At 60.7% G+C, this 26,313-nt stretch carries 22 protein-coding genes; 14 read left to right on the top strand and 8 right to left on the bottom strand.

Features of this window, described 5'->3' with window-relative positions:
- Positions 1 to 114: 114 nt before the first annotated feature.
- The 6 genes from FY251_RS09895 to FY251_RS09870 form a co-directional block, all read right to left on the bottom strand.
- Entirely contained in the window at positions 115 to 975 is an 861-nt protein-coding gene (locus FY251_RS09895) for a family 16 glycosylhydrolase (protein WP_148414767.1), read from the bottom strand.
- A gap of 286 nt (positions 976 to 1,261) precedes the next feature.
- Entirely contained in the window at positions 1,262 to 2,758 is a 1,497-nt protein-coding gene (locus FY251_RS09890) for a family 16 glycosylhydrolase (protein WP_187367382.1), read from the bottom strand.
- Positions 2,759 to 3,506: 748 nt separating this feature from the next.
- The gene (locus tag FY251_RS09885) at positions 3,507 to 4,019 is read right to left on the bottom strand and encodes a metal-dependent hydrolase (RefSeq protein WP_148414563.1); all 513 of its coding nucleotides are present in this window, start codon (positions 4,017 to 4,019) and stop codon (positions 3,507 to 3,509) included.
- A gap of 100 nt (positions 4,020 to 4,119) precedes the next feature.
- A complete protein-coding gene (locus tag FY251_RS09880) occupies positions 4,120 to 5,406 on the bottom strand; it encodes a PQQ-binding-like beta-propeller repeat protein (protein ID WP_148414562.1) in 1,287 nt (428 codons plus the stop codon).
- A gap of 127 nt (positions 5,407 to 5,533) precedes the next feature.
- A complete protein-coding gene (locus FY251_RS09875; protein WP_148414561.1) occupies positions 5,534 to 6,907 on the bottom strand; it encodes an ATP-binding protein in 1,374 nt (457 codons plus the stop codon).
- A gap of 236 nt (positions 6,908 to 7,143) precedes the next feature.
- Positions 7,144 to 8,193 carry a PQQ-binding-like beta-propeller repeat protein gene (locus FY251_RS09870; RefSeq protein ID WP_148414560.1) on the bottom strand — a complete coding sequence of 350 codons (1,050 nt, stop codon included), beginning with the start codon at positions 8,191 to 8,193 and terminating at the stop codon, positions 7,144 to 7,146.
- A gap of 1,774 nt (positions 8,194 to 9,967) precedes the next feature.
- Here FY251_RS09870 and FY251_RS09865 point away from each other — a divergent pair.
- The 6 genes from FY251_RS09865 to FY251_RS09840 all read left to right on the top strand — a co-directional run bounded on the left by FY251_RS09865 (position 9,968) and on the right by FY251_RS09840 (position 15,955).
- On the top strand, positions 9,968 to 10,741 hold the full coding sequence (locus FY251_RS09865) for an IclR family transcriptional regulator (protein ID WP_089780757.1): 774 nt from the start codon (positions 9,968 to 9,970) through the stop codon (positions 10,739 to 10,741).
- Between the two features lie 198 nt (positions 10,742 to 10,939).
- Positions 10,940 to 11,893, top strand: coding sequence for a mannonate dehydratase (locus tag FY251_RS09860; protein WP_255516652.1), 954 nt, complete (start codon positions 10,940 to 10,942; stop codon positions 11,891 to 11,893).
- Positions 11,894 to 12,066: 173 nt separating this feature from the next.
- Complete coding sequence (locus FY251_RS09855) at positions 12,067 to 13,137, top strand: TRAP transporter substrate-binding protein (RefSeq protein WP_255516651.1); 1,071 nt, start codon at positions 12,067 to 12,069, stop codon at positions 13,135 to 13,137.
- Positions 13,138 to 13,162: 25 nt separating this feature from the next.
- Positions 13,163 to 13,714: a TRAP transporter small permease gene (locus FY251_RS09850; protein WP_148414559.1), complete on the top strand. Its 552-nt coding sequence runs from the start codon at positions 13,163 to 13,165 to the stop codon at positions 13,712 to 13,714.
- Between the two features lie 48 nt (positions 13,715 to 13,762).
- Positions 13,763 to 15,061: a TRAP transporter large permease gene (locus FY251_RS09845; protein WP_148414558.1), complete on the top strand. Its 1,299-nt coding sequence runs from the start codon at positions 13,763 to 13,765 to the stop codon at positions 15,059 to 15,061.
- 126 nt (positions 15,062 to 15,187) lie between these two features.
- Positions 15,188 to 15,955, top strand: a complete 768-nt coding sequence (locus FY251_RS09840; protein WP_148414557.1) for an SDR family NAD(P)-dependent oxidoreductase — start codon at positions 15,188 to 15,190, stop codon at positions 15,953 to 15,955.
- On the opposite strand, the gene FY251_RS09835 is transcribed toward FY251_RS09840, so the two are convergent.
- Positions 15,950 to 16,990, bottom strand: a complete 1,041-nt coding sequence (locus FY251_RS09835) for an NAD(P)-dependent alcohol dehydrogenase (RefSeq protein WP_148414556.1) — start codon at positions 16,988 to 16,990, stop codon at positions 15,950 to 15,952. The two genes, FY251_RS09840 and FY251_RS09835, sit on opposite strands and share 6 nt — an antisense overlap.
- A 1,114-nt stretch (positions 16,991 to 18,104) precedes the next feature.
- Between FY251_RS09835 and FY251_RS09830 the strand changes: the two genes are divergently transcribed.
- The 8 genes from FY251_RS09830 (at position 18,105) to FY251_RS09795 (ending at position 25,012) form a co-directional block, all read left to right on the top strand.
- Positions 18,105 to 18,881: an IclR family transcriptional regulator gene (locus tag FY251_RS09830; RefSeq protein ID WP_148414555.1), complete on the top strand. Its 777-nt coding sequence runs from the start codon at positions 18,105 to 18,107 to the stop codon at positions 18,879 to 18,881.
- Positions 18,882 to 18,987: 106 nt separating this feature from the next.
- Positions 18,988 to 20,148: an amidohydrolase family protein gene (locus tag FY251_RS09825; protein WP_187367381.1), complete on the top strand. Its 1,161-nt coding sequence runs from the start codon at positions 18,988 to 18,990 to the stop codon at positions 20,146 to 20,148.
- Positions 20,145 to 20,543 carry a Rieske (2Fe-2S) protein gene (locus FY251_RS09820; protein ID WP_042662997.1) on the top strand — a complete coding sequence of 133 codons (399 nt, stop codon included), beginning with the start codon at positions 20,145 to 20,147 and terminating at the stop codon, positions 20,541 to 20,543. Before FY251_RS09825 ends, FY251_RS09820 begins: the two co-directional genes overlap by 4 nt.
- A 50-nt stretch (positions 20,544 to 20,593) precedes the next feature.
- Entirely contained in the window at positions 20,594 to 21,280 is a 687-nt protein-coding gene (locus FY251_RS09815; protein ID WP_148414553.1) for an RraA family protein, read from the top strand.
- 341 nt (positions 21,281 to 21,621) lie between these two features.
- Positions 21,622 to 22,563 carry a glycine betaine ABC transporter substrate-binding protein gene (locus tag FY251_RS09810; RefSeq protein WP_148414552.1) on the top strand — a complete coding sequence of 314 codons (942 nt, stop codon included), beginning with the start codon at positions 21,622 to 21,624 and terminating at the stop codon, positions 22,561 to 22,563.
- A gap of 1 nt (position 22,564) precedes the next feature.
- Positions 22,565 to 23,314 carry an ABC transporter permease gene (locus FY251_RS09805; protein WP_148414551.1) on the top strand — a complete coding sequence of 250 codons (750 nt, stop codon included), beginning with the start codon at positions 22,565 to 22,567 and terminating at the stop codon, positions 23,312 to 23,314.
- Positions 23,311 to 24,348: an ABC transporter ATP-binding protein gene (locus FY251_RS09800; protein WP_148414550.1), complete on the top strand. Its 1,038-nt coding sequence runs from the start codon at positions 23,311 to 23,313 to the stop codon at positions 24,346 to 24,348. The genes FY251_RS09805 and FY251_RS09800 overlap by 4 nt, the downstream gene beginning before the upstream one ends.
- Positions 24,341 to 25,012 (top strand): ABC transporter permease, encoded by a 672-nt coding sequence (locus tag FY251_RS09795; protein WP_148414549.1) that lies wholly within the window; start codon positions 24,341 to 24,343, stop codon positions 25,010 to 25,012. Before FY251_RS09800 ends, FY251_RS09795 begins: the two co-directional genes overlap by 8 nt.
- A gap of 99 nt (positions 25,013 to 25,111) precedes the next feature.
- Here the strand turns inward: FY251_RS09795 and FY251_RS09790 are convergent, their stop codons facing one another.
- Positions 25,112 to 26,275: an MFS transporter gene (locus tag FY251_RS09790; protein ID WP_148414548.1), complete on the bottom strand. Its 1,164-nt coding sequence runs from the start codon at positions 26,273 to 26,275 to the stop codon at positions 25,112 to 25,114.
- Between the last annotated feature and the right edge of the window lie 38 nt (positions 26,276 to 26,313).

The raw sequence follows: 26,313 nt of genomic DNA, 5'->3' as shown, positions 1-26,313 counted from the left end.
ACTCCATTGATCGGTGACATATATCAAATTATCCCAAGATATTCCGGAGAAAAATACAGTATCTGTTGAAATTGTGGTATCACTGTGTTTCATTCACGATATTAGCGACCGTGTCTACGGAGACGTATCCTCCCAGAGCCGGACCCAATCGACCACCATCTCTTCCCCCCACCTCTCCGTTTGGTCGGCGGTGCCGATGTTGTTGATATTGAGTGAGAACATGAAATAAAACGGGGCTCCGTTGGACAGTGCGGTCAGTAGCGTTTCGCCGAGCCACTTTCGGACGACCTTCCCGTCGACGTAGTGAACTAGCTCGTCGGCCTGCCACTCGACACCGTACGTGTGAAACTCCCGCGTGAGGTCCCCACCTGGCGTATACGACGCACCGAGGTTCTTATGGGTCGAGCGGTCGCCCACCTCCCTCGAACTCGAATAGTGGACGGTGTGTCTCGAAATGTGCCTATCGTCCCACCCCGTGTCGTCCTGCCAAATCTCCACAACGTCGACCTCGGGCGGCCACGCCTCGGTGTTCGGTTTCGCCCAGAACGCGTTTTGAAAGCCGGTTCGCCCCGCGAACGAAATTCTGGCTTCGAGATAACTTCCCGGTCCGAACGTCACCTTGTTCTTCGTGTTCACGGCACCGGATCGTATCTCGCCCCGTTCGTGTGTCCCTCGGAGCCGGAGTGACCCGCCTTCCGTTCGAACGTTCTCCGAAACGATTCGAGTCGGACTTGTGGACGTTTCGACCCCCCACCCCCAACCGATCGACCACGACGAGGCGTCTAACGAGTCACCCGAGAAGGTATCTTCGAAAGCGAGTTTCCAGTGTGCTCCCCCCGGTGAGCGTGCGCGAAGTCTGTCTCCGTACCGATCAGCGAGCGACTCTCGATTCAGTACGACGCCGCCGACGACGAGACCAGCGCCGGCAGCGCCGGCTGTCGCCCCTGACACTCGGAGGAACTCTCGTCGGTTCATGTCTCCGAATCCCTCTTATCCATTCGCACGGAGGACCGAACGTGGAGTGGCTGCGACGAGCTCTCCGAGGAGCGTGATAACCCCCCTCACCGACAGCGTCGTCGTGCCACCACCGGCGAGAGAGTCTCCGAGAGATATCGACGGGTGCCGTTCACCGGTCACACGGCTGTGGGTCTCCGAGCGCATGCTACTACTGTGGGGGTAGAGACACAAAGCCGCTTCGTCAAAAAGTCAGTTCCGTGCTTCCAACAGCCCCGAATCCGGACGTAGCCTGCGCTACTACGGATTAGAGCTCTTGGCCGTTGAGCGTCGCGACGACGTCGCCGCTGTACGTCGATACGTCGAGGACACTCCCATCGAACAGCCAATACGCGTCCGAATCGTCCTTCACGGACCCGTGAATCTTCGAGTTGCCGACGTCGTCGCCGCTGTCCGCGACACCCGACGACGTCTCTGCCTTCTGGACGGCCCCATCGGTTTCAACGAGGTACCAAACGGTCCCGTTGCTGTTCGACCCACGGCGGATGACGAGGAGGTCGACGCGCGACTCATTTACGTAGACGTCTGCGGGTCCATCGAGCGCGATATCCGTCACATCGCCTTCGAATCGGTACGTGTCTGACCCGGCACCGACCGCCCCGCTTGCGGTCGTCCCAGAGACCGAGTCTTCGCTCGTAATCGAGTCGGTCTCGGCGAGCGCATCGCTCACAGAGACGGTATAGGAGGTCGAACCACTGTACCCACTTCCGTCGATGGTGACGGTGTTGGGAAGTGTCGTCGTCTGCGTCGAGTCCGACGTTTGGCTCTGGTCAGACGGCTTGTAGGGGCCGGGTTCAGAATCGTCGACTAAGTCGGCCGTATTGACCGGCGAGTTGTCGATATAGATGTCGAGGTCGCCGTCGAATCTGAGGTCCGTGATGTCACCGGTAAACCGGAATCCGGGGAGTGACGACGTCTTACTGGTCGTCCCACCCGCGACGGTACCGTCTTCAGCGACCCAGTAATCCTCGGTCGCGTCCTGCGGTTCGATTCCGATGTTCCCGCCACTCGCCTCGAACGCGAACGTGACCGGGTTGCCGTCACCCGACCGGGCCCAGAGATAATGCTCTGTGTCGGTCTGACTGGTCGTGTCAGTGGTCGAGTCGGTCGTCGAGCCGTCCGAACTAGTCCCCGAGTGGTCCCAGAGGCGGACCCAGTCGATTGCGACTTCTTCGCCCCACGGCACCGAGTAGTCGGGCGTGCCGACGTTGTCGATGTTCAGAGAGAACATCATGTAGTGAACACCACCGTTCTGCATCGCCTGCATGGCGGTGCTATCGGTGGACTCCCAGACCGCTTCTCCGTCGACGTAGTGAGTGATTCGGTCTTCTTGCCACTCGACTCCGTAGATGTGGTAGTTCTCAGTCAGGTCGTCACCCGGCGTGTAGCCGCCGCCGGGGCCGACGTGAGTCGAATTGTCGCCCGGCTCCGTCGAGGTCGAGTAATGAATGTGGTGTCGTGACCGATGGGTATCGTCCGTCCCACTTCCGTCCTGCATCAGTTCGACGACGTCGATCTCAGGCGGCCACGCCTCGGTGTTCGGCTTCGACCAGAACGCGTTCTGGAACCCCTCGCGTCGCGCGAACTTGATCTTCGCTTCGTAGTAACTGCCCGGGCCGAAGGTGACTTTGTTCTTCGTGTTCACTCCGCCCGCGTACGGTTGGTCTCCGTCGTGCGTTCCCTTCAGATAGAGGTTGCTGTCGCGGACATCGACGTTGCGTTCGACCACTTCGGTCGGACTCATGGTCGTTCCGGTTCCCCAGCCCCAACCGATAGACCACTGCTCTGTGTCCAGGGAATCACCGTCGAAGTCGTCTTCGAAGGTCAGGGTCCATTCGTCTTGGTTTGCGGGGCCTCCCTCAGTCACTGCTGCAGAGCCCACACCGACGCTAGAGACGCCCAGTGCTGTCAAGGCACCGGCGCCGGACAGTTTCATGAGATTCCGGCGAGTGCAGTGGAGGGACTTCGCATTCGTTTCTTCGTCCGGTGTATCCGGACATTCGTCGTCTCTCATAGGTACAGTTTCGTGAAAGGCAGTGGAGTATAAATGTCTTTTTTGAATGAATTTGTAAATATTGGCACATTAATTGAACAAATAAGTTATGTCTAGGATAATACCACGTTATAATTTTGCGAATTTAAGCTAGCGATTAAGATAAATTCAATTTTCTAATTGTAGGTGGATTCAATCAATACACTGGCTATATATAATTGATATAGTTATATAACTAATTTATTAAAATACGCTATGTAATCGCTATACATGACTCGGCCACTGGGCAATCAAGATAGTTACAAGATATTATAGTTATCAAGCTAGACATTCTTTTTTCACCGGGGGAAAACAGTCACTTAATACATATCTTCTGACGATAATTTCGCAGAAACCGTTTGTTAACCCCGCGTTAAGCTATTCTGAATATCTGATACGTCATCGGCTCGCACTGTGTGTTAATAGTCACCACCACACGTAGTGGCGGCGTTCGAGCAGGTCAGCTGTGGGCAGTGCGCGCCCGGAGATACCACCCTATCGCGACGAGTGTGAGGAGACCGAGTTGGACGAAGAGCGCTGGCGAGGGGTCTAACGCCTGAAGTCGGGGGAGCAACGTGAGCTCCGTACCGTAGTCCACTGCCGGGAGTGCAGGCCAGAGGAAAAACGTCGCGTAGTACAGGTCGCCATCGAGCAATGGCGGGACAACGTCACCGACGATGTGCGTGAAGTACCCAAAGAGAAAGGCGAACACCGCTTCATCTCGGTCCACCCTCAACCCGACCCGAGTGAGGACGATCGCCACGAGAAAGAAGGTGAAGACGGAGTGAGCAAGCGACCGGCCGTTCGGTAACACGCCGACGTACCACGCGAGCGGTTTGTCAACCAAGTCCGGAAACTGCGTACCGAGCGTGAGCGACAGTCCGACGCCGACCCGTGAGATGCCCAACTGTCGCATTCGACGATAGCCGTAGTACGCGAGAGCGCCGAATAACAGATGTCCCCAGGGCCACATCAACGTAGATTGGTCGACGGGCAAACTATGTAATGTGCTCGCTACCCAGTTCCGCCGCTACGAATACCTTCTCAGCGGACACCGGACTTGCGACCAGGGATTACTGTAGTGAATAGACTGCACCCTTCGCAGACCCGACGTAGACCTGATCGCTATCAGCCGACAGATCGGTGAGCTGGGCTCCATCCTCGAACGCCCACTGTTTCTCACCCGTCGTTACATCGAGCGCGAACTTGAATCGGTTCCGCGGGTCGTCTCTCCCCCACGAGTCGACGTACAACGAGTCACCTATCGTCACAGACGGTACCACACCCTCAACGCCCTCGTTGGGGGTCCACGTCCAACTGAGAGTACCGCCCTCAGTATCGAACGCTCGCACCGTTCCGCCACCGGCAAAGAGAACATCGTCCTGAACTGGTACCCGTGGGACGAACCCCGACTCGGCTGCTTGCCACTGTTTTTCACCGCTTTCCGGGTCGAATGCGGCGATGTGTTGGCCGCCGACGTAGAGAGTGTCACCGTGGAGCGTCGTCGACGTCGCGACCCAGTCGTCGCGACTCCACGTCTCCTCACCCGTCTCGCTGTCCAGCGCAATGAGTGTTCCACGGGTATCGCCCTCGTCAGCAACGAAACAGACTGTTTCGTCGGTCGCTGCAACTGTCTGGTACGAATAATCTTCGACCGCTGCAGTCCACCGCTGCTCACCGGTTGCTGTATCGTACGCATAGAGGCGGCCGTAGGCGGGGACGTAGATCGTCTCAGTAGTCAAGAGTCCGCCAGAGGGGTCGCCGATCTCGCCGGACCAGTGCTCTGTTCCGTCAGCGACGGAGAGCGCGTAGAGCGTCTGACCGGCCTCCTCAATCGCGTCGTCTTCGGTCCCGACGTACAGCACATCCTCGGTGACGCCGAGAATTTCCAGCCACCATGCTTCGGGGCTGAACGTCCACTCCACGGTTCCGGTTTCGGCGTTGAGGGCGACTACGCCGTGGTTCTCGAACAACTCGTTCTTCCCGACAATGACGAACACCGTCTCGCCGACGTGGGCCGGCGAACCACGGAGTTCGGTGTCCGCGTCATACGACCACTGTTTGCTCCCATCAGTAGTGTTCAGCGATTCGAGAGACCCGGACTTCGTTCCCACGTAGAGACGATCTCCGGTACTCGTCGGGGGAGTCGTGATTTCTGACCCGAGCGTTTGCCGCCAGACGACTGGGGAGTCCGGCTGCGTGGGTTGGGTACGGGCGGTCGTCTCCGTTCCCGTTTCTGTCCGGGTCTCGGTCTCTGTCGTCGTCTCCGCAGGCACCTCGGAACCAAGACAGCCAGCAGTTCCGAGCCCAACGGCGGCGGTACAAGCACGAAGGAATCGGCGACGGTGAGGGGAGGGCATCTACTAGCAGTTTCGTGTTGGCCGTTAGATATTTTGTGGTCGGCTGCTGGAATGTAGCGGCGTACGGTATCAGCGTATTTTGGACAGAGGACCGGCCGTCCCGTACGAAGGACAAAAACGCGGGACCCTACTCGAACAGCGCCAACACGTCTGACGGGGTGAAGAGATGGACGTTCTCACGCTGCGCTGCGCGCTCCACGAGTTCGTCCGTGAAACCGGACCGCGAAAAGAGCCCGTACGCAACGTCTCGATCGGAACCTTGCCAACGCACGTCCGGTTCAGTCGCTTCGAGGTCGCCTAGGAGTGACCGGCCAACGGGGCGAGTGGTCCATTTGCATTCTCCGAGAAACAGCGACTTCGCTTGCGGATTCAATCCGACCACGTCGATTTCTTGCTCGCTGTACCACCAGCGACCGACTCGGGAACTGGAAACTGGGAACGACGGCGCTCGGGCGGCTTGTCGGCAGACTTCTTCAAACGCGAAGCTCGTGTGCGTCGGTACTGTTTCAGCAATCGATTCTCGGACGGGTTCCGTTCGCCCTTGTTCGAGTGTTCCCCGGTTCGGCGAGACGTAGCGGAACCAAAACCGGACGAACTGGTCAGTCAGTTTGTAGACACCGCGTCCGTCGGGATCTGTGACCGGCGTTTCGCGCTCGACGAGCGCTAACTGAGTCAGGTTTTGGAGATACCGTGAGATGCCGCTTGCCTTCTTATCGATGCGATTCGCGATATCGGTCACACGAGTTGCACCGTTGGCAATCGCCTCAAGAATCGCCATGTAGGTGGTCGGTTCCCGGAGTTCCTGTCGGAGGAGGAATTCGGGTTCCTCGTAGAGGAACGCGCCTTTGGAGAGGATGTGCTGTTCGATGTTCGAAAAGAGGTCTTGAGTCCCGTCAAATTGCTCTAAGTACGCCGGCACCCCACCGAGAACGCTGTACGTCTGGATTGTCGCATCAGCATCATACCGAGGGAAGAATTTCGAGACGTCACCGATGGTGAGCGGTTCGAGTCGCCACTGTCCAGTTCGGCGTCCATAGAGCGGACTCTCGTAACTCAACACGCCTTCTTCCATCATCGATATCGACGAGCCGAGGAGGACGATCGAGATGTCTGTGTCAGCGAGCACCTCGTCGACGACAGTCTGGAATACCGACGGGATGGTCTCGTCCTCCCCTACGAGATAGGAAAACTCGTCTAACGCGACGACAAACGGGCCGTCAGTCCGTCCCTTGAGATATCGAAACGCATCCAGAAACGTGTCCACGTCGGGTGGAACATCGTCGAAGTGATCCGCGCACTGTCGTGCAAACTGCGTTGCATTGTGTTGCGGTCCTCGCTGGTCACAAAGGTAATATTGGGTATCCTGTTCGAGCGAATCGAGTGCTGTCGTCACGAGCGTCGTTTTCCCAACTCTACGGCGGCCGTACACAACGAGAAACTGCCGGTCATCTCGTTTGAGATGTGAGGTCAGCCATTCTAATTCCCGCTCTCGGTTAATCATTATGCAGTAGATTATATTATCTCGTGCATAAAGATTGTGGTGAGGCGCGACGCAGCCTGGTGCTCTGTCTTCATGAACGAGACGGTGTGATGTGTAGAGCGGCTGGGAGACACGCAATACTCAGCGAGCGGTTGTTTCAGGCAATAACGTATCGTATCCGAAGAGGAGGGTTTCAAGAGGACCGTCGAGGCACATCTCCAATGGAAGACGCCGAAGCACGACTACGGGGGCGATTCCTAGCTCTCTCCGAGTGCAACCACGCGTCCATCCGACTCGGGTGAGAAAATCGCCTCCGGAGTCACGATTACACGACCCGCACCGCCGGGGGTCGTGCTCCACCGCTCGTCACCGGTTGCCCGAGATACCGCGACAAGCCGTTTTTCGCTTCGGATGAGTACCGTCTCGCCGGCGACAGTCGGAGTTCCCACCCGCTCTCCGGGAGATTCGTACGTCCACGCGTCCTCCCCATTCCAATCGATCGCCCGGACCGTGTCCCCGGCGGACACGTACAGGTGTTGACTGTCGACCGCGATCTGTTGCACCCTAGCATCGGGGATGTTGAACGACCATTGGCGTGTCCCATCGGTGTCGAACGCAGTCACGAGTTGATGACTCTGCACGACGACACCCTCGGGATGGGCTACCGGCCCACCAGTCACCGCGCGTGTAGATTCGCCCCATTCTTTTTCGCCCGTTGTGGCGTCCAAGGCAACGACGCCGGTCTTTCCTGACCGCGAGCCGAGGTAGAGCGTCTCATCGAGAACGGCGACTGGTTCGGTGAATGTTCGCCCACCAGCCTCCGCATCGACGTGGTGTGACCACCGCACGGACCCGTCCCCGACTGAGAGAGCGTGGACGCGACCGCTCCAGTCGGGGACGTAGACGACTCCGTCGGCAATCGTGGGCGGGGCAGTGAGTCTGGCGTCGATGTCGACGAGCCAATCCTCGTCACCGTACCGCGTCTGGAAGCCGACGATACGACCTTTTTCGAGCGCCCGCTTGGCCGTCACGACGATGTGATCACCACGTACTGCGGGTGGTCCGTTCGGCTCCGACCGAAGTGGCACCTGCCATCGTTCCTCGCCTGTCGCCGCGCGCAACGCGTGAATCCGATACCGATGGCGTGCCGTATCGGAGATCGCGTCGACGGGAAGGTAGAGGTGCCCAGCGCTGACAGCTGGTGTGCCAGTGGCCCGTACCCGACTGAGGTCGGTTTGCCAGACCGTCTTCGGGTCCGTCGGACCCGACGCCACCCGTCGAGTATGACCGGGGTTTCGACCGCTCATCGGCCACGTTCCGGCGACGTCTCCGAGATCCCCCGAGGGGCGAGACGGCGAGAGACAGCCAGCAAGCGCAATACTTGTGGAGCCGAGGGTTGTAAGGAGTTGGCGGCGCGTGTGGGAGGGCATGAGGGCGGGTTCTTTCCGGAAATACGTTAATTCGGGGGTGATATGCCGCTCGAAAGTCGAAATCGCGTATCTGTGTAGCGGCTGCCGCACTGGCTAATCCGACTGGCGTCGTCCAGATAGGGTTCAACAGAGCCAGATATTTCATTGGCAAATCTGAACCGTATCTCGGGGAGGAAGACGGACATAGAGCACTCAGTGACAAGTGCCCCGCTGTGGAGGAACAAGTGAACGAAAATGTGATAATTGACATTTTCCACGTATCGAGGCCTTTCACTTAGAGAGACAGAAGTGATTTTTCGGCTTCTCGGCATAGTTCGTTTCAGGCGACCCGACAGTAGGTACGGCGGGTAGCTGACAACATGTCTAACCCGCCGAAGACGCAGCTAAGGCGGGTCGCGGTCGACGAAACCGGCGTCAAGATCGATAGCGAGAGTCTTGTACTTAAACTACAATATATATCGGTTCGAAAGTGGTCCTTGACGTTGCGCTGTCCGAGCGTCATGGGACTGATTCGATGGCTGCGGTTCTCCACGGAGTCGTGAGAAACACGACTGTTCAGAGACGGCGTTTCCGGATAGCACCACCGAGTATCAGACTACATTCTTTCGATTAGAGGAAAGTTGTCCGGGTGGCTACACAGACCGAAATCTGATTAAAATCGATTCACACGTTCAAAATGGGAGTTGACCGTTTCCACAATTCACGGGAGAGCAGTCGGCTGAGCGCCCGCCAGTTTCTTGCAGTAGTTACTCATCACTACCCCTCCAACGACCACATCAGTCGTTCGACGGAGGAACGCCATTTCAGGGGGCTAACTAGACAGTAGTATCGACAAAATGTATGATTCTCTAGTATTCATACAGAGTCGACACATATATCATATTTCAGGGTCATTGCGGTCGCGACACCGCTTGGCTGCACCGACGTTCGGTCGCTGCCGGACGGGAGGTCATCGACGCCGCACTCGTTCGCAGGCTCCACGCCTACGCCGGTCGGTGTACCGACCACGTCGTCGTCCGCCTGTCCGGCGAGAATCCGCAGGAGCTCCCGGACACGTACCGACGACTTCGGGCGCAGTGACCCCGAATTGACGGCTCAAGACGGTTACCCGTGACAGACATAGTTCTGTAATTACAACTCGCTGAAAACGAATTACTCAAGCGGATGCCCGGAGCCACCCATGAGTTACACGGGTAGGCCTGTTATGCACGGCCGGCCCCATCCGAAGCGACGTCGTAGGGACCGGCGTGTCATCGGGACGCGAGCGGCGGAGTTCGCGTGCACCGTCGGTCCGTTTCGTGCTGGTGAACCCTCCCGGAACGGAAGTCGGTGGCTGAGTCGGGCTGTCCGCGGTGGACCGCAGTTCTACTAATAGTAGAGGCAAGCGATGCGAGCGATCGGCTCCGTACCCGGTGCGCCGCGTGAGCACACGTGTCTAATTGAGCGGGAATCGAAGTTATCGCGTCGAATCTCCCACCGATTCGGATTAATTGTGAACATTCGTCAATCATCGGAGAGACGCCCGACGGTACCGGTACGACGGCAGTGAGGGGAAACCCACGTTCGACGGCGTCGGTCGCGGTAGCTCCCGGCTTCGTGGGACGCTTCCACCATCAGTAGAATTTATCTATCCCGCTCCGAAAGGCGAACTATGGCACCCAACGAAAGCGAAGACGGTGGTAAGCGCGTAAAGGCGGTCATGCGCTCGTACCGGGTAATCGGGGTTCTGCGAGAGCAAGGGACGGTGCGGATTAACGATGTCGCGGACGCGCTCGGGGTGCCGACCAGTACCGCGCACGTGCATCTGAAAACCCTCGAAGCGGCGGGGTACGTCGTCAAGGACGAACACGGGTACCGGCTCGGTCTTCGGTTCCTCCGCGATGGAAGCGTCACCCGGGGGCGCTTAGACGTGTACGACGCGTCGCGGTCCGAAATCAAGGACCTCGCGGAGTCGACCGGCGAGGTGGCGAATCTCGGCGTCGAAGAGAACGGACAGCGGGTCATCGTCTACCAGGCCGAGGGCGACAAGGCGGTGTACGACAACGCGCCGATCGGCGAGTTCACGCACATGCATTGGACCGCGCTCGGAAAGGCGATTCTCGCGGAACTCCCCGGCGAGCGGGTGACCGAAATCGTCGACGAGTACGGACTCCCGGCGAAGACCGACCACACGATCAGCGACCGAGACGCGCTCCTCGAAGAACTTGAGGCGATACGGGAGCGGGGTTACGCGCTCGAAGACGAAGAGCGGAGAGACGGGATTCGCTCCATCGCGGTCCCGCTCGTCAGCGACGGGACGGTCATCGGCGCGGTGTCGCTTTCCGGACCGAAAGAGCGGTTCAACGACGACCGAATCGTGGACGAGCTGTTCCCAGCGCTCAGAGACCGGAAGAACGTTATCGAGGTCAAGTACGCGTACGACTGAGCGCAGTCCACCCGGTCGTTTCACCGAGTTCAACGAACCCGTTCCACTATGAGTGGAACACAATCCCACGAAGATACGTTATAGACATAGAACTGGTGAGAGAGGCGCTGTCGACGTCGATTCGTAGGTTTCGGTTGACGGCACCGCCGTCATCTGTGCGAAACGCTTTTAGTCGGAGTGAGTCTGGAATGTGAGTGTATGAATCCAGCAGTGATGCTGCCTCCCTCCCCGGACAGACGGTGGACCCTCGCCAAGCAACTCGGCGTCGAAAGCGCCGTCGTACGGTTCTGGGGCGTCGACGAGTGGTGGGAGTACGAGACGCTACTCGAAACTCGAAACCGCTTCGCAGACCACGGATTCTCGCTGGACGTCGTCGAGGACCGCCCGCCCATGGAGCGAACGGTTCTCGGTCAGGAGGGTCGAGACGAGGAGATCGAGACGGTGAAACGACTGCTTCGGAACATGGGACGCCTCGGCATCGACGTGTACTGCTGGGTGTGGACTGAAAACCCCGTCGGCGTCATCAGAACCTCCGATTCGATTCCGGACCGCGGTGACTCGCTCGTCACCGGGTACGACCACGAGTGGCTGGAGCGGGCCGAGGACCACCCCGCGGCGGGCATCACCGAGGAGGAACTGTGGGACAACCTCCAGTACTTCCTGGACGAGGTCGTGCCGGTCGCCGAGGAGGCGGGCGTCAAGATGGCGCTGCACCCCGACGACCCGCCGGTCGAGGAGCTTCGGGGAGTTCCCCGCCTCGTCACGTCGCTCGAACGGTACGAGCGCGCCTTGGAACTCCACGAGAGCCCCAACCACGGCGTCACGTTCTGCCAGGGGAACTTCGCCGCGATGGGCGAAGACGTCCCGTCGGCGATTCGACGCCTCGGAGAGCGGGTTCACTTCGTTCACTTCCGCGACGTCGAAGGGTCGCCCGAGTCGTTCGTGGAGACGTGGCACGACGACGGACCCACGGACATGGCGGCGGCGATGGAAGCGTACCAAGACGTCGGCTTCGACGGCGCGATTCGCCCCGACCACGTCCCCAAGATGCTCGGCGAGGAGGACCGAGCGGAAGCGCACGCGGGGTACACCGACATGGGCCGGCTGTTCGCAATCGGCTACATGAAGGGCCTCATCGAACGCGGACAGTAACTGTCGCCCGGCCGGTCGACCTCGCCTTGCCTCGACTTGACCGGAGAGTGCCGGCGACTGCGGCGAGTGACGAGTCGAACTACCCCGAGCAGGTGACGCCTCTCCTATGATATATTATTAAAATGAATTATTGCGATAGATATAAGTACCAGTGTAGAATCGTTGTGAATGGTATGCGTAGACAAAGCCGACGGAGCTTCATGGAACAGCTCGGGCTACTTACTGGCACCGGGGCAATCGCATCGATGGCTGGCTGCATGGGCGGCGGTTCCGACTCCGGAAACGACGGTATGACCGAGTCAGGCGGCTCAGACACCGACACGACGGAGAGCGGTGGCGGCGGTCAGAGCCAATCGCTCATTATCGGGAGCGTCTTCCCCAGCGGGCACGTCATCAACGAGATGGCCAAGGAGTGGGCGTCCTCCGTCGAAGCGGAGACGGACGGGCGGGTCGCCATCACCATCGAGGAGTCCTTCGGTGGCGAAAAGGAGGTCATGGAGCAGACGCAGATCGGCTCCATCGACGGGACCATCATCGGGACGCGCTGGGTCATCGACTACGACCCCAAGAACTTCTGGGTCGAGTCGCCGTTCGTCTTCGAAGGCTGGGAACAGCAGCGACGCGCCTTCCAGACGGAGTTCTTCGACGACGGTCGACAGCGTCTCCGCGAGCAGGGTAAACAGATGCTCGTGAACGAGCCGGTGTACCGCGGCTACCGGCACACGAGCGGGAACAAGGCCTTCGAGACGCCCGAGGACATTCAGGGTGTCAACCTGCGGGTACCCGACCTCACCCCGTGGGTGAACATCTGGAGCGGTATCGGCGCGAGTCCGACGACCGTCGCGTTCGACGAGCTCTACAGCGCGCTGCAGCAGGGCGTCGTTGACGCCCAAGAGAACCCCGCCGAGACCGTCCGGTCGTCCTCGCTGTACGAGGTGCAGGAGTACTACACGCTGACCAAGCACCTCGCGTCGACGGGCTGGTTCACGCTCGGCACGCAGGCGCTATCGAACATCTCCGACGAGGACCAGACGACGATGGTCGACTCGCTGACGTCGAGCATCCAAGACCTCAGCAGCAGCATCGCCGAATCGGAGTCCCAGGCCATCGAAGCGCTGAAAGAACAGGGGATGAACGTGGTCGAACCCGACCGCGACGCGTGGTTAGAGGCGGCGAAGGAGCCGCTCCAGACGCAGTTCGAGAATAACTGGGAACCGTCGCTCGAAGAAGTGCGAAACATTTGAGCGGACGCTTACTCGTAGAGCACCCATGGAAGAAGTAAACCTCGCAACGAAACTCGGCCGGCTTTTCGACGGGCTGGTCACGTCCATCGCGTTGGCACTCTACGTGCTGATGATACTCGTCGTCGGGTTGCAGATTCTGACCCGCTGGGTCTTGGGTTCGATACTCGGGTCGAGCCTCCCGTGGACGGTCAACCTCTCGCAGATGCTGCTCGTGTCCATCACGTTCTTCGGTGCGGCGGTCGCCAGTCGAAAGCGACAGCACATCTCGCTCGACCTCCTCGTCTCGCGGCTCTCCGACGGCGTCATCCGGGTGCTGACCGGCCTCCGGACGCTCCTCATCCTCGCGTTCGTCGGCGTCATGGTCTCGGGAGCGTACCCGCTGTACCTGCAAAACCGGGGATTCGGCATGGGAGCGCTCCCGTCGCACCCGCCGTTCACCGAAGCGTGGCTGTACGTCCCCGCCGTCGTCGGCGGTATCTGTATCGGCATCTACGCGCTTCGCGACCTGTGGCTCGTCGCCGTCGAGCCCGAAACGATCATCGAGGACATCAAAGGAGAAGACGAAAATGCAGACTGAACGCCGACCCGCCACCGAGATGCGCCCGCTCCAAGAGGGGTGCCGCTAATGGCCGACGTCGTCCTGCTCGGCCTGTTCATCGGCGTCCTGCTCGTACTGTACCTGTTCGAGGTACCCGTCGTGTACGCGCTGGGGCTGACCAGTCTCATCCTCATGTGGACCACGTCGATTCCGTTCGAGCCGCTTCTGGTCGCCCAGACGATGGTCTCCGGGACCAACTCCTTCGTGCTGCTGGCGATTCCGCTGTTCCTCCAGACGGGGCTGTTGATGAACAAACTCGGCCTGACCGACGTCATCTTCGACTTCGCGAAGGCCATCGTCGGCCCGATTCGCGGCGGGCTCGCCCACGTCAACATCGTCGCCAGTATCATCTTCTCCGGAATGACGGGGACCGCCGCGGCGGACGCCGCGGGCCTCGGAGCCATCGAGTACCGCGCGATGCGCGAGGAGGGATACGACCAGGGGTTCAGCGTCGCCGTCACCGGGTCGTCGTCCATCATCGGCCCGATTATCCCGCCGAGCGTCCCGCTCATCATCTACGGGATCCTCGCGCAGGTCTCGATTGGCACGCTGTTCATCGCCGGACTCGTCCCGGGGCTGGTGATGGGCGTCGGACTGATGGCGCTGTGTAGTTTCTACGCCCATCGGAACGGCTACGAGAAAGGCGACTGGTGGTCGCTCGGCGAAATCGGACGGACGTGTTACCGGGCGCTCCCCGCACTCGGGACCCCGGCGCTCATCATCGGCGGGATACTGGGCGGGTGGTTCACCGCGACCGAGGCTGGCGCAGTCGCGCTGTTCTACACGCTCATCATCGGGACCGTCTTCTACGACGGCCTCTCGCGGGAGGAACTCGTCGCGTCGTTCGACGAGGGGATGACTCACACCGCGACGCTCACGTTCATCGTCGCGGCGGCGTCCCTGTACGGCTTTCTCATCCGGCGCGCACAGCTCCCTGAGATTCTCGCACAGGCGATTACGGGCGTCTCGACTGACCCGCTCGTGCTCATGTTGCTCATCGCCGGCGTCCTGTTCATCGTCGGACTGATGCTGGAGACGATTGCGGCAATCACCATCCTCACGCCGGTGTTCCTGCCCATCGTCGAGCAGACCGCAATCAGCCCGATTCACTTCGGCGTCGTGATGATCGTCACGCTGATGATCGGCCTGCTCACGCCGCCGTTCGGCGTCATCCTGTTCGTGCTCAACGCCGTCACCGGCGTCTCGCTCGAACGGATCACCCGGCACATGGTCCCGTTCTACCTGCCGCTTTTGTTCACCCTCCTGTCGATTATCGTCTTCCCCGAGCTCGTCCTCTGGCTGCCCCGCGCGATAGGGCTCGCCTGAGCGGCGCTCCACGTTCTTTTTAGACCGACCACCGACGGCGCGCAGACGGGAGTACGAGAGCGGTTCGCGCCGCGGGTTCGTCTGTCGACCGCAAGAGTTAGCATGCCATGGCCGGTCGAATCGAGTATGGTTGAGACATCACCCACGGTTACCGTATCGGATAGCGCCGCGGTCGTCATCGGCGGTACGAGCGGCATCGGGCGAGCCATCGCGCTCGCCTTCGCCGACGACGGTGCCGACGTTGTGGCGACGAGCCGCAGCGCTGACGCCGTCGAGGAGACCGCCGAGGAGCTCCGCGCTCGCGGCGCAGAGACCGCCGAGGTGACGTGCGACGTTCGAGACAACGAGTCGATAGAGAACCTCTACGAGGTCGCCAGCGACGCCATCGGCGACGTCGATATCCTCGTGAACTCGGCGGGGTCGGTCGCAAGAGCGTCCGTCTCCGAGATGAGCGACGACCAGTGGAACCAGGACATCGACGTGAACCTGACTGGCGTCTTTCGGGCGTGCCGCGTCTTCGGCCGAGAGATGGAGTCGGGAAGCATCGTGAACATCTCCTCGATGTCCGCAAAACAGGCCCGCGAGGAGCGCCCGGCCTACTGCGCCGCAAAGAGCGGCGTGAACGGGCTCACGCGCGCCGCCGCGGCCGACCTCGCGCCCGACGTGCGCGTCAACGCCATCGAGCCGGGATTCGTCAAGACCCCGCTCGCCGGCGACGGCTTCAACGAGGGAACCGAACTGCGAGAGAAGATAGACGAGGGAACGCCGATGGAGCGCGTCGCGACGCCGGACGAAATCGCGGGCGCGGCCGTCTACCTCGCCAGCGACGCGGCGTCGTTCACGACGGGCGCGGTCATCACCGTCGACGGCGGCTACAACGACAACGCGCTATAGCTCGTCGCTGACGCGGATTACGCCTTTTACTTCTTCGGGCTCGGCCGCGCGGTCGAAGGCGGCCTGCGTGTCCTCGAACGACGACTCGAAGGTCACGATACTGTCCACGTCGAACCGGCCCGTCTCGATTCCCTCGATGGCCGCCGGGTAGGTGTTACTGAATCTGAACGACCCCTTCAGGTCGTACTCCTGGCCGATTGTCTCGACGATGTCGGTGGGGAACTCGGGTTCGAGCGGGATGCCGACGAAGACGACGGTGCCGCCGCGTTTGACGGCCTCGGTCGTCGTCTCGATAGCGCCGCCGAAGCCGGAGCTTTCGAGAACCACGTCGACGCCGCGTTCGTGGACGTGTTCGCGAATCGTCTCGACGGGGTCGGACTCCGTCACGTCGACCGCGTAGTCGACGCCGCGGGACTCCGCGAGTTCGAGCTTTTCGGGGACGACGTCGGTCAAGACGACCGTCTCGGCTCCGCGGGCCATCGCAACCTCTGAGACGAGTTGACCGATGGGGCCGCCGCCGGTGACCAACACCGTGTCCCCGTCGGAGACGCCGCCGCGCTGACAGGCGTGCATCGCGACGCTCAGCGGCTCCGCGAGCGCCCCTTCGCGGAGCGACACCGAGTCCGGAAGCGCGTACAGGTACTCGGCGGGCCACGCGACGTACTCGGTCAGCGCGCCCTCGACCGGCGGGGAAGACATGTACTCCATGTCCTCGCAGAGGTGGTAGGTGTCGTCGCCGGCGCAGTACTCGCACTCTCCGCACGGGAGACCGGGTTCGATTGCCACGCGGTCGTCGGGACCGACGCGGGAGACTTCGTCTCCCACCTCAACGACGGTGCCGGCGGCCTCGTGACCGAGAACGTGGGGGAACTCGACGACGTTGCCTCCGTTTTCGCCGTGTTGGAAGTAGTGTAAGTCGGACCCGCAGATGCCGACGCGGTCGATTCGAACCAGCACTTCGTCGGGACCGATTGTCGGGAGGTCTCGCTCGACAAGTGTGAATTCACTAACAGCTGTGAGCTCGCAGGTTCGCATGCTTGTACCGAAGAGAATTACCGTTATATTCCTTTTGCCGTGTGGTGACGCAGTGGGCGATAGCGTGGACGAAGTGAGTCCGGCCCCGGAGAGTCGGGGGTAGCTCGCGGCGCTCGCCGTGGCCGAGGCGTCGATTCGGCCGGTCGCGTTCGCGCTGACCAGCGGTTCGATATCGACCGTCAGACCGTGCTCTTGGCCGTGATACTGTTGACGACTGCTGGTCCCGATTCACTCGCCGGCCGTTTGGAGCCCAATGGCCGTTGGAAGCGCGCCGTTCACGCGACGAACCGTTAGGGAGTCGCCCCGAGTGAATAGTCATATAATATTGAGACGAAACAGGAAGCATAAGAATTAGATAATATATCTATGGCAGGTCGTCGATGAGGCATCGAACTCGGACAGCAGTAAGTGATCAATGGCGAGCGCACGTAAACAGGAGTGTTCGATACTATCTCTGCGAGTTAGGTTGGATAGCGATCGAAAGAGAAACAGCTGAGAAGCAATTTCACACTAGAACAGTAAATACACCAGTATAACCCTGCTCGTCGATTAAATAAGATTTGAGGTGCGAATACAGCAATTATAGATCCGTTATAGAGTACGTCTCAACAATTAGGTGTGAGGAGGGATCTCAGGATAGATCAGAGTGAGTAGATCATAGCGTGAAATGTCTATAAATTTTTTGTAATAGAATTATTTCGTATATGTCGTTCGAATATCGGTGCGATAGCGAGGGGTCATGCCGCCCGAATGCCACTGGTGGTACGCGGCACTCAGAAGATTACAGATGTACTAATGTAATCCCAATCCCGGCTGCTGCGGGTAACCACACGGCTATCCGTCGCGGCAGTACCTCGGAGCGCGACTTCGGACCGACGTCACTCGTCCGAAGGTGTCGAACGTAGATAGCGAACCGGGCGTTTTGTGAGACGAAACGGGTGCGTTGGCAGACGGGGGCTGACCCACAGAAACCTCAAACCGGTTCCGATTAGGTTGCTCGCCTGAGGACTAACACAACCGTACGCAAGCGTGGTTCGAACTGGTATCTCAGAACACGATACGCCAGATTTCGTGATACGAAACAATGAAGTCCCTCCGAAATAGACGTCAACGTATGCCACACGAGGCAAAAAACCCCATTAACTCCGACCTGACACTCCTCGAAATCCTCAACGGACTGGAGGAGCTGGGCGGAGGGCGCATCCAAGACATCGCCGACGAAACGGGAATCACGAAAAGTACAGTCCACAATCACCTCAGTACGCTCCGTCAGCAGGGCTTCATCGTCAAGGACGGAGATCAGTACTACCTGGGGCTGCGGTTCCTCAGACTGGGGGAGGTCGCACGAAACCGCGGGCCGTTGTTCTCGTTCGGTCGCCCGGAAGCGGACAAAGTCGCCAACGAGACGGGAGAACTAACCAACTTATCGACCGTAGAACACGCCCGAGGCGTCTATCTCTACCGAACTCAAAGCGAGCAGGAGGTGCGGTTTTCGACGGCCGCCGGCGAGTACCACGACCTCCACTGCTCCGCGACGGGAAAGGCGATACTCGCCTTCTCGCCGGAGTCGGTGTTAGACGAATTCGTGGACGTTCACGGTCTGACGAGATACACCGAAAACACCATCACGGACCGCGCGGAGCTCGAAGAAAGCCTCGAAACGGTTCGCGAACGCCAACTCGCGTTGGACCTCGAAGAGTACGAGAAGGGGCTTCGGTGCGTCGCCTCCCCGATTCTCGACAAGGACGACCGCGCGCTCGGCGCAATCAGCGTCTCCGGGCCGGCGATGAAATTCACCGGAGAGTACTACCGCGAAACGCTCGCAGAAGCCGTCAAGAGTGCGGCGAACGTCATCAGTCTCAACATCACGCGGACCGAGGGAACGTACTAATCGCCCGAAAACGGTGCTGTTTCGTGTGATGAAACGCTTCGGGGGCGTCTCGGGTGCCCTGTTTGAGGAGAACATTTATAACGATTGTATTCGACATTGGAGTCGTATGGCTGACCAAAGCAAACGACTCGCCGAACGTAGTGAGCAAGCCAGGTCAAACCCCCTCGCAGACCAGCTCAAGGAAGTGCCGGTCATCGACATGGACGTTCACACGTCCTTCAGAAACGAGGAAATCCAACGGGACCTACTGAAACACCTCGACGAACCGTACAAGCGGGAAATCGAGTACTACCTTCAGCCGGGGACGTCCTCGTACGACGGGATGTACCCGACGGACAATTACAACCGTGACCTGAGTGGGAAGCTCCCGACAGAGCTAATGCAGGTGACGGAGCCGAAAGAGGACATCGACGATATCCTTTCGAAGGAGTTCCACGTCGACTATCCCATCGTCAATATGCTGCCGGAACTCAACATGGTTCGGCAGACGGACAAGGCGGTGGCAATCAACGAGGCTGCAAACAAGGTGCTCGTCGAGCGCTTCCTCGACGGCCACGACAACATCTACGGCCTGGCGTCGGTCGTCCCACACGACCCGTCGGCCGCCGCAGAAGAGATCGACCGCTTCGCCAGCGAGGACCAGATCTGCGGCGTGTTCCTGAACTCGACGGGGACGAAGACGCCACTCGGCGACGAGAAGTACGACCCGATTTACCGTGCGGCCGAGGACAACGACCTCCCCGTCGTCTTCCACGGGGCGGCCGCTCCGGGGCTCGCTCTCGACTTCCCCACGCTCCAGCACGAACTACAGACGTACATGGCGAACCACGCGCTCGCACACGTCTACTCCCAGTTCCTGACGCTGACGAGTCTCTTCGAGAACGGGACACCGGCGAAGTTCCCCGACGTCGACTTCGTGTTCCAGGAGGCGGGCATCGCGTGGCTCTCGCTCATCTTCCGTCTGAACCGGGAGTACAAGCAGCGCCGGAGCGAGGTCCCGCTGCTGGAGAAGACGCCGGAGGAGTACGTTCGCGACCAGTTCTATTTCGCCACGCAACCGCTCGACGAGCCGAACGACCCCGTCATGATGAAACAGCTCGTCGAGATGTGGGGTGGCGACGTGCTCATGTTCGCGACGGACCACCCCCACTTCGACATCGACAACACGGAAGCGCTGCTGAAGTACCTCGGCAACTTCTCCGAGGAAGACCGTAACAAGGTGTTGTACGGAAACTCGGCAGAAGTCTTCGACATCGACGTCTCATGAGCCAGAATGCACAGAATCTGCCGCTCGACGACGACGAGCACGTCGTCGCGCGGTCCGATGAACTCACCGACGGTGAGCGCGTCATCGCGCTCCTGAATGGAAAAGAGATCGGCGTGTTCAACATCGACGGCGAGCTGTACGCCTACCCGAACTGGTGTGCTCACCAGGGCGGCCCCCTCTGTGAGGGGATGGTGAGCGGAACCGTCGAAGCTGAACACGACCGGGACACGCTCACGACCGAACTTGAGTGGTGCCGAGAAGGAGAGATTCTCAGCTGTCCGTGGCACGGCTGGGAGTTCGACGCTACGACCGGCGACTGTCTCGTCGACGACGGCTGTAAACTCCGGTCAATTCCCGTTCGCAACGAGTCCGGCTACGTCGTCGTCACGCTGTAATCGCTATCCGAACACCACACCCACCAACCACACCACACCAACCCAAACCGATGAGCAATCAATCCACTACGGAAAGAAGACGAGAAGTCGACAAGGAACTGCTCGCCAAATACGAAGACCTGTACACGCCGGCGGTGGCAGACGTGATGCACGAGTACGGGTACGAAGAGCAGACGCTCGACCCCGAAATTACGCCGCTCGACGACGGCATGACCGTGGTCGGAAGCGCGTTCCCCATCGTCGGGCGACCGAACCGAAGCGTCAACGCCGACGAGGTGCTCAAGCGCTTCCTCGAAATGCACGAGGACGTCCCCAAAGACGGCGTCATGATCTACGACACAAACGACACGAACTCGGCCCACCTCGGCGAGCTCGAAGTGACCTCGCTCCAACCGTCGGGCGTGGCCGGTGCCGTCATCGACGGCGGCGTCCGCGACACGAGCGTCATCCGAGAGCGCGGCTTCCCCGTGTTCAATCGCTACACCACCCCCGTGGACTGTATCTTCCGCTGGGAGTTGCTCGACTGGGGGACCGACGCCGTGGTCGGCGGGGTCGAAGTCTCACCCGGCGACATCGTCGTCGGCGACGGCGACGGCGTCGTCGTCGTTCCCCAGGAAATCGCCGAGGACGTCGCCGAGGACGCCCACGAGATGGCGTCGTCCGAAGACGCCGTCCGCGCCGCCCTCGAAGACGGCGTCGGGGCGTTCGACGCCTACGAGGAACACGAGACGTTCTAGGCGTTTTTGAGACGACAGCGGAGCGTCCCATAACAGCCTGCCAAGGACGACGGCGCGACCCCGAATGGGTGAGCACGGAGCAGCACGCTACTCAGTCGCTCGGAGAGACGGGATTGCGGCCGTGAGCGAACCCGCTCCCGCGAGACCGGCTTCCGAGGTCGTCCGGCGCTGCTCCGATCCGCTGGTCGGAGGCGAGAGCGGGCATTTATGTTACATAGATGCTGTTTCTGGATATCCGAGCATACATCATCTAGGACGCGTAGGGTTCGACCAGTTCGGACGGCAAAAACTGTCTGAGGATAAATTATAAATACCCCCAACACTGTTTGTCAGGATGAATCATGCACAACAGTAGGAGAGCGTTCCTTCAGTCAGCGGGAGCAATCGGTATCGCAAGCATGGCGGGCTGTTCCAGTATCGTAGACGGCGGCGGTAGCGGCGACAGCATCACTATCGGTTCGAAGCAGTTCGCGGAACAGGAGATTCTCGGACACATGGCGATTGCCGCACTCCGGGAGAACACCGACCTGACGGTCAACGACGAGACGGGACTCGGCGGCACCTCCCAGTGCTTCAACGCGCTCAAGAACGACGAGATCGACTGCTACTGGACGTACACCGGAACGCTCTGGCACCAGATTCTCGGGAAGTCGAACGTCATTCCCGACGGCGAGAAAATATACACCGAGTCGAAAAGCGCCGCCGAAGACGAGTGGGGACTGACGCTGACCGAACCCACGGGGGCTGACGCGTCGTGGACTATCGTCGCCCGGCCCGACTGGGCAGAAGAACACGGCATCGAAACGATCAGCGACTTCGCCTCGTACGTCAACGACGGGAACACGGACATGACGTTCGTGTCCTACACGGAATACGCGGAACGAGAGGACGGTCTCCCTGCCCTCATCGACGACTACGGCATCGACCAGTCCGCGTGGGACCAGGTGAAACTCCGGAAAGTCGGCTACGGCGGCCTGAACTACCAGATTCTCAACGACGGTCAGGCCGTCGCAACGTCGGGCTGGCAGACGCAGCCGCAGATATACAAGTACGACCTGCGCATCCTCGACGACGACAAGGGGCACTTCTCGAAGTACTGGATCGTCCCGATGATACAGCAGACTGCCGTCGAGGAGAATCCCGTCGTCAAGGAGACGCTAGACGAGGTGGCGCCGAGCGTCACGACCGAGAAGATGCAACAGATGGCGCTCGAAGCCAGCGAAGAAGACAAGGACCCGGCGAGCATTGCTCGCGACCACCTGAGCTCCGAAGGACTCATCTGACATGCCATCGACGACATCCCTCGAAGCGGTCCTCACCGTCCTCACGTCGGTGACGCTGAACTCCACGCTCGGAGCGTACCAGTCGTTCGTCTCCCGGTACGCCGGCGACCTGCTCGTGCTGACGCTGGAGCACATCGATATCATCGCGATTTCGATGCTGCTCGCGATACCGATCGGTATCTCTCTCGGCGTCCTGATAACGTTCAACGACACCGCCGCCACGGTCGTTCTCTGGCTCGCTGGCGTCGCCATGACGGTGCCGAGCATCGCGCTGTTCGGACTGCTCATCCCCGTCTTCGGAATCGGGGAACCGCCGGTCATCGTCTCGCTGGTGTTGTACTCACAGCTTCCACTCGTCAGGAACACCTACGTCGGACTCAACGGCGTCGACGACGCGGTCATCCAGTCCGGTCGAGGCCTGGGCATGACTCGCATCGAGCGCCTGCGGCAGATTCAGGTTCCGATGGCGCTCCCGGTCATCATGACCGGACTGCGGAACGCCGTCGTCATCATCATCGGCGTCGCCGCCATCGGAGCGTTCGTCGGAGCCGGCGGGTTGGGAGATTTCATCTTCCAAGGCATTCGCGAGCGTAACATCCCGATGATCGTCGTCACGACCGTCGTGCTGGTGGTGCTGACGCTGGCGTTCGATTACTGCTTCGCGGTCAGCGAGCAACTGTTCAGACTTCGTAACGGAGAGCGGATAGACCAAGCACGACCGACCCGCGCGATTTGGAGGATACTCTCATGAGTCAACACGCAATCGAGTTCGAAAACGTTCGGAAAGAGTACGGGCAGACAGTGGCGCTCGACGGTGTGAGTTTCAGCGTCGAAGCGGGGACGACGACAGTCCTCGTCGGGCCCTCTGGCTGCGGCAAGACGACCACGATGAAGCTCGTTAACCGCCTCGAAGACCCGACCGACGGAACGGTCCGGTTCGAGGGCGAAGACGTACAGAACGTCGAGAAGACGAGTCTTCGGCGAAGCATCGGCTACGTCATCCAAGACATCGGCCTGTTCGACCACATGACCGTCGCGGAGAACGTGGGAACGGTCCCGCGGCTGAAAGACTGGGACGAAGACCGCATCGAGAGCCGGGTCGACGAACTCCTGTCGCTCATGGACCTCCCCCCGGATCAGTACCGGGAGAACTACCCGCGCGAGCTGTCCGGCGGCCAGCGGCAGCGCGTCGGCGTCGCCCGCGCCCTCGCGGCCGACCCGGACCTGATGTTGATGGACGAGCCGTTCGGGGCGCTCGACCCTATCACCCGCGACAACCTCCAAAACGAGTTCCTCGAGATTCAAGAGCAGATCAACACCACGATTCTGTTCGTCACCCACGACATCGACGAGGCGCTGAAGATGGGGGACAAAATCGCGATTTACGACGTGGGCGAAGTCGTCCAGTACGACACGCCCGAGAACATCCTCCAGAACCCGGCGAACGAGTTCGTCGAGGACTTCATCGGGTCGAACCGCGGCCTGAAGAAACTGCAGGTGCTACCGGTCGAAGACGTCATGGACACGGACAGCTCGCTCGTGGGGAAGTCCGTCTCCGAACTGGCTCGGGAGCGGCCGGAATTCGAAGCCGCCGCGGCGGACGGCGCGGGAGTACCGCCGCACGTCGCCCCCGGGCAAAGCGCCGAGACGGCGCTGTCGGTGCTGCTCGAATCCGAGTGCGACGACCTCCCGGTCGTCCGAGACGGAAGCGTCGTCGGGACGGTGACCCTCGAACATCTCCACCACAGTGACGGGTCGCAGCGGGGGGAACTCGCGCATGAGTAACCTGCTCGTCGAGGCGACGAACTACCTGCTCAGCAACTTCGACACGTTCGTCGACCTGTTGCGCGAACACCTCATCTTGGTGCTCGTCGCGCAGGTCGGTGCGATACTCGTCGCGGTGACGGCTGGTATCCTCGCGACGCGAAACGAGCGAACGAAGACGTGGGTCCTCTCGTCGGGGAACATCTCCCAGACGGTCCCACCGCTGGCCGTCATCGCGCTCGTCTTCCCGTTCGTCGGTATCGGCTTCAATTCGGCGTTGCTCGCGATGTGGGTGTACGCGCTGTTGCCCATCATCACGAACACCATCGCCGGCATCGAAGACGTCGACGAGGGAACCATCCGAGCGGCGAAAGGGATGGGGATGACGGACTCGGAAATCCTCCGTCAGATCCAACTGCCGTTGGCCGTCCCGGTCATCTTCGCGGGAATCAGGACCAGTACCGTGATGAACGTCGGAACGGCGTACCTCGCCATCTTCATCGGTGCCGGGGGGCTCGGCGACTGGGTCGTCACCGGCATCCAACTGTTCAACACGCCGCAGATTCTCGCCGGCGCGATTCCCGGCGCGGTGTTGGCGATTTCGCTCGACACCATTCTCGGCGTCGCCGAGCGGAACCTCGACACGCAGACCACGCAAAGCGGCGGTCCGGCCGCGGAAGCCTGAGGCGGCCCCAATCGAACCGGTCCCCGATACCGCCGACGGTCGTAGACGCTCTTACTCCCATCGTCATGGAAGAGACCTGAACCCGACGAGCCGTTCGAATCAGCGTCGCCCGAGCCACACCAGCGGTATCACTGCGAGCCCGAAGCCGACGAGCAGGCTCGCGAACGCCGACGTGTAGCCCAGTCGCGTGGCGGCGGTCCCGATGTACGCGGGGCCGAGACTGCCGACGGCGAAGTACACCGTTCTGAGGACGCCGAGGTCGCCGCCGATCGTCTCCGTCGCCAGCACGTCGCTGAGATAGACGTACATGACCGGCCAGATGGCGGTGATAGCGACGGCGTAGGCGACGAGTCCGAGCCCGACGCCGACGGGGGAGTCGACGAGTACGAGCGTCGAGAGCCCGACGACGCCGAATCCCATCGCGGCGACGCCCATCCCGGTGGGAGACCACGCGTCGCTGAGCGCGCCGGCGACGGGCGTCACCACCATGCCGACGACGAACATGCTCGCGAAGGCGACCGTCGCCTCGAACGACGAGAACGACTTCACCGCCTGCAGATACGCCGGGAGAAAACTCGCGCTGCCCTGCCAGAGGAACATCGAGACGGACATGACGACGAGGACGGCGTACGTCTCGCGCTCCCGAAAGAGCCGAGAGCACACCGCTTTGGGGTCGAGCGCCACGCGCGAGACGGCGTACTCGCCGCGGTTGTGTCTGTGCGTGCCGGCCCCGACGAGCGCCAGCAATACGACCACCGGAACGAACGCGTCTCGCCACGAGAACGTCCCGACGATGGCGACCGCGAGCACCGCCGACAGCGCGCTTCCGAGGTTGACGGCCGCGTCTCGGATACCGAAAGCGCGCCCGCGGTTCTCCTCGAAGTGAGTCTGCAGCAGGACGAATCCGGCGGGTTCGAACAGCCCGTAGCCCGCGCCGATGAGGCCGAGCCCCGCGACGAACACCGGGAACGTCGTCGCCGCCGCCAAGACGAGGAATCCGAGAATCATCACGCCCTGGCTGCCGAGCAACACGACGCTAGCCGAGAGGCGGTCGGAGTACCGACCGCCGGGGAACTGCGCGACGGCGTTGCACGCCCACATGAACGAGATGGACACGCCGGCCTCGGCCGCGCTGACGCCGAAGTAGTCGATTATCTCCGGGAGCATCGGTGCGACGACGAGCAGACCGGAGAGCGACACGACGATGCCGAGCGCGTGGAGGTTCAGTTGTCTGCCGTTGTATCCGCGAAACGTCTCTAGCATTGGTGTGGGAGTGTCATGGTGTCTGGGTGAGTCGTCAG

The organism is Haloferax sp. KTX1, from assembly GCF_902410085.1.
GTDB lineage: Archaea > Halobacteriota > Halobacteria > Halobacteriales > Haloferacaceae > Haloferax > Haloferax massiliensis.
This window is presented reverse-complemented; position numbering and strand designations above follow the sequence as displayed.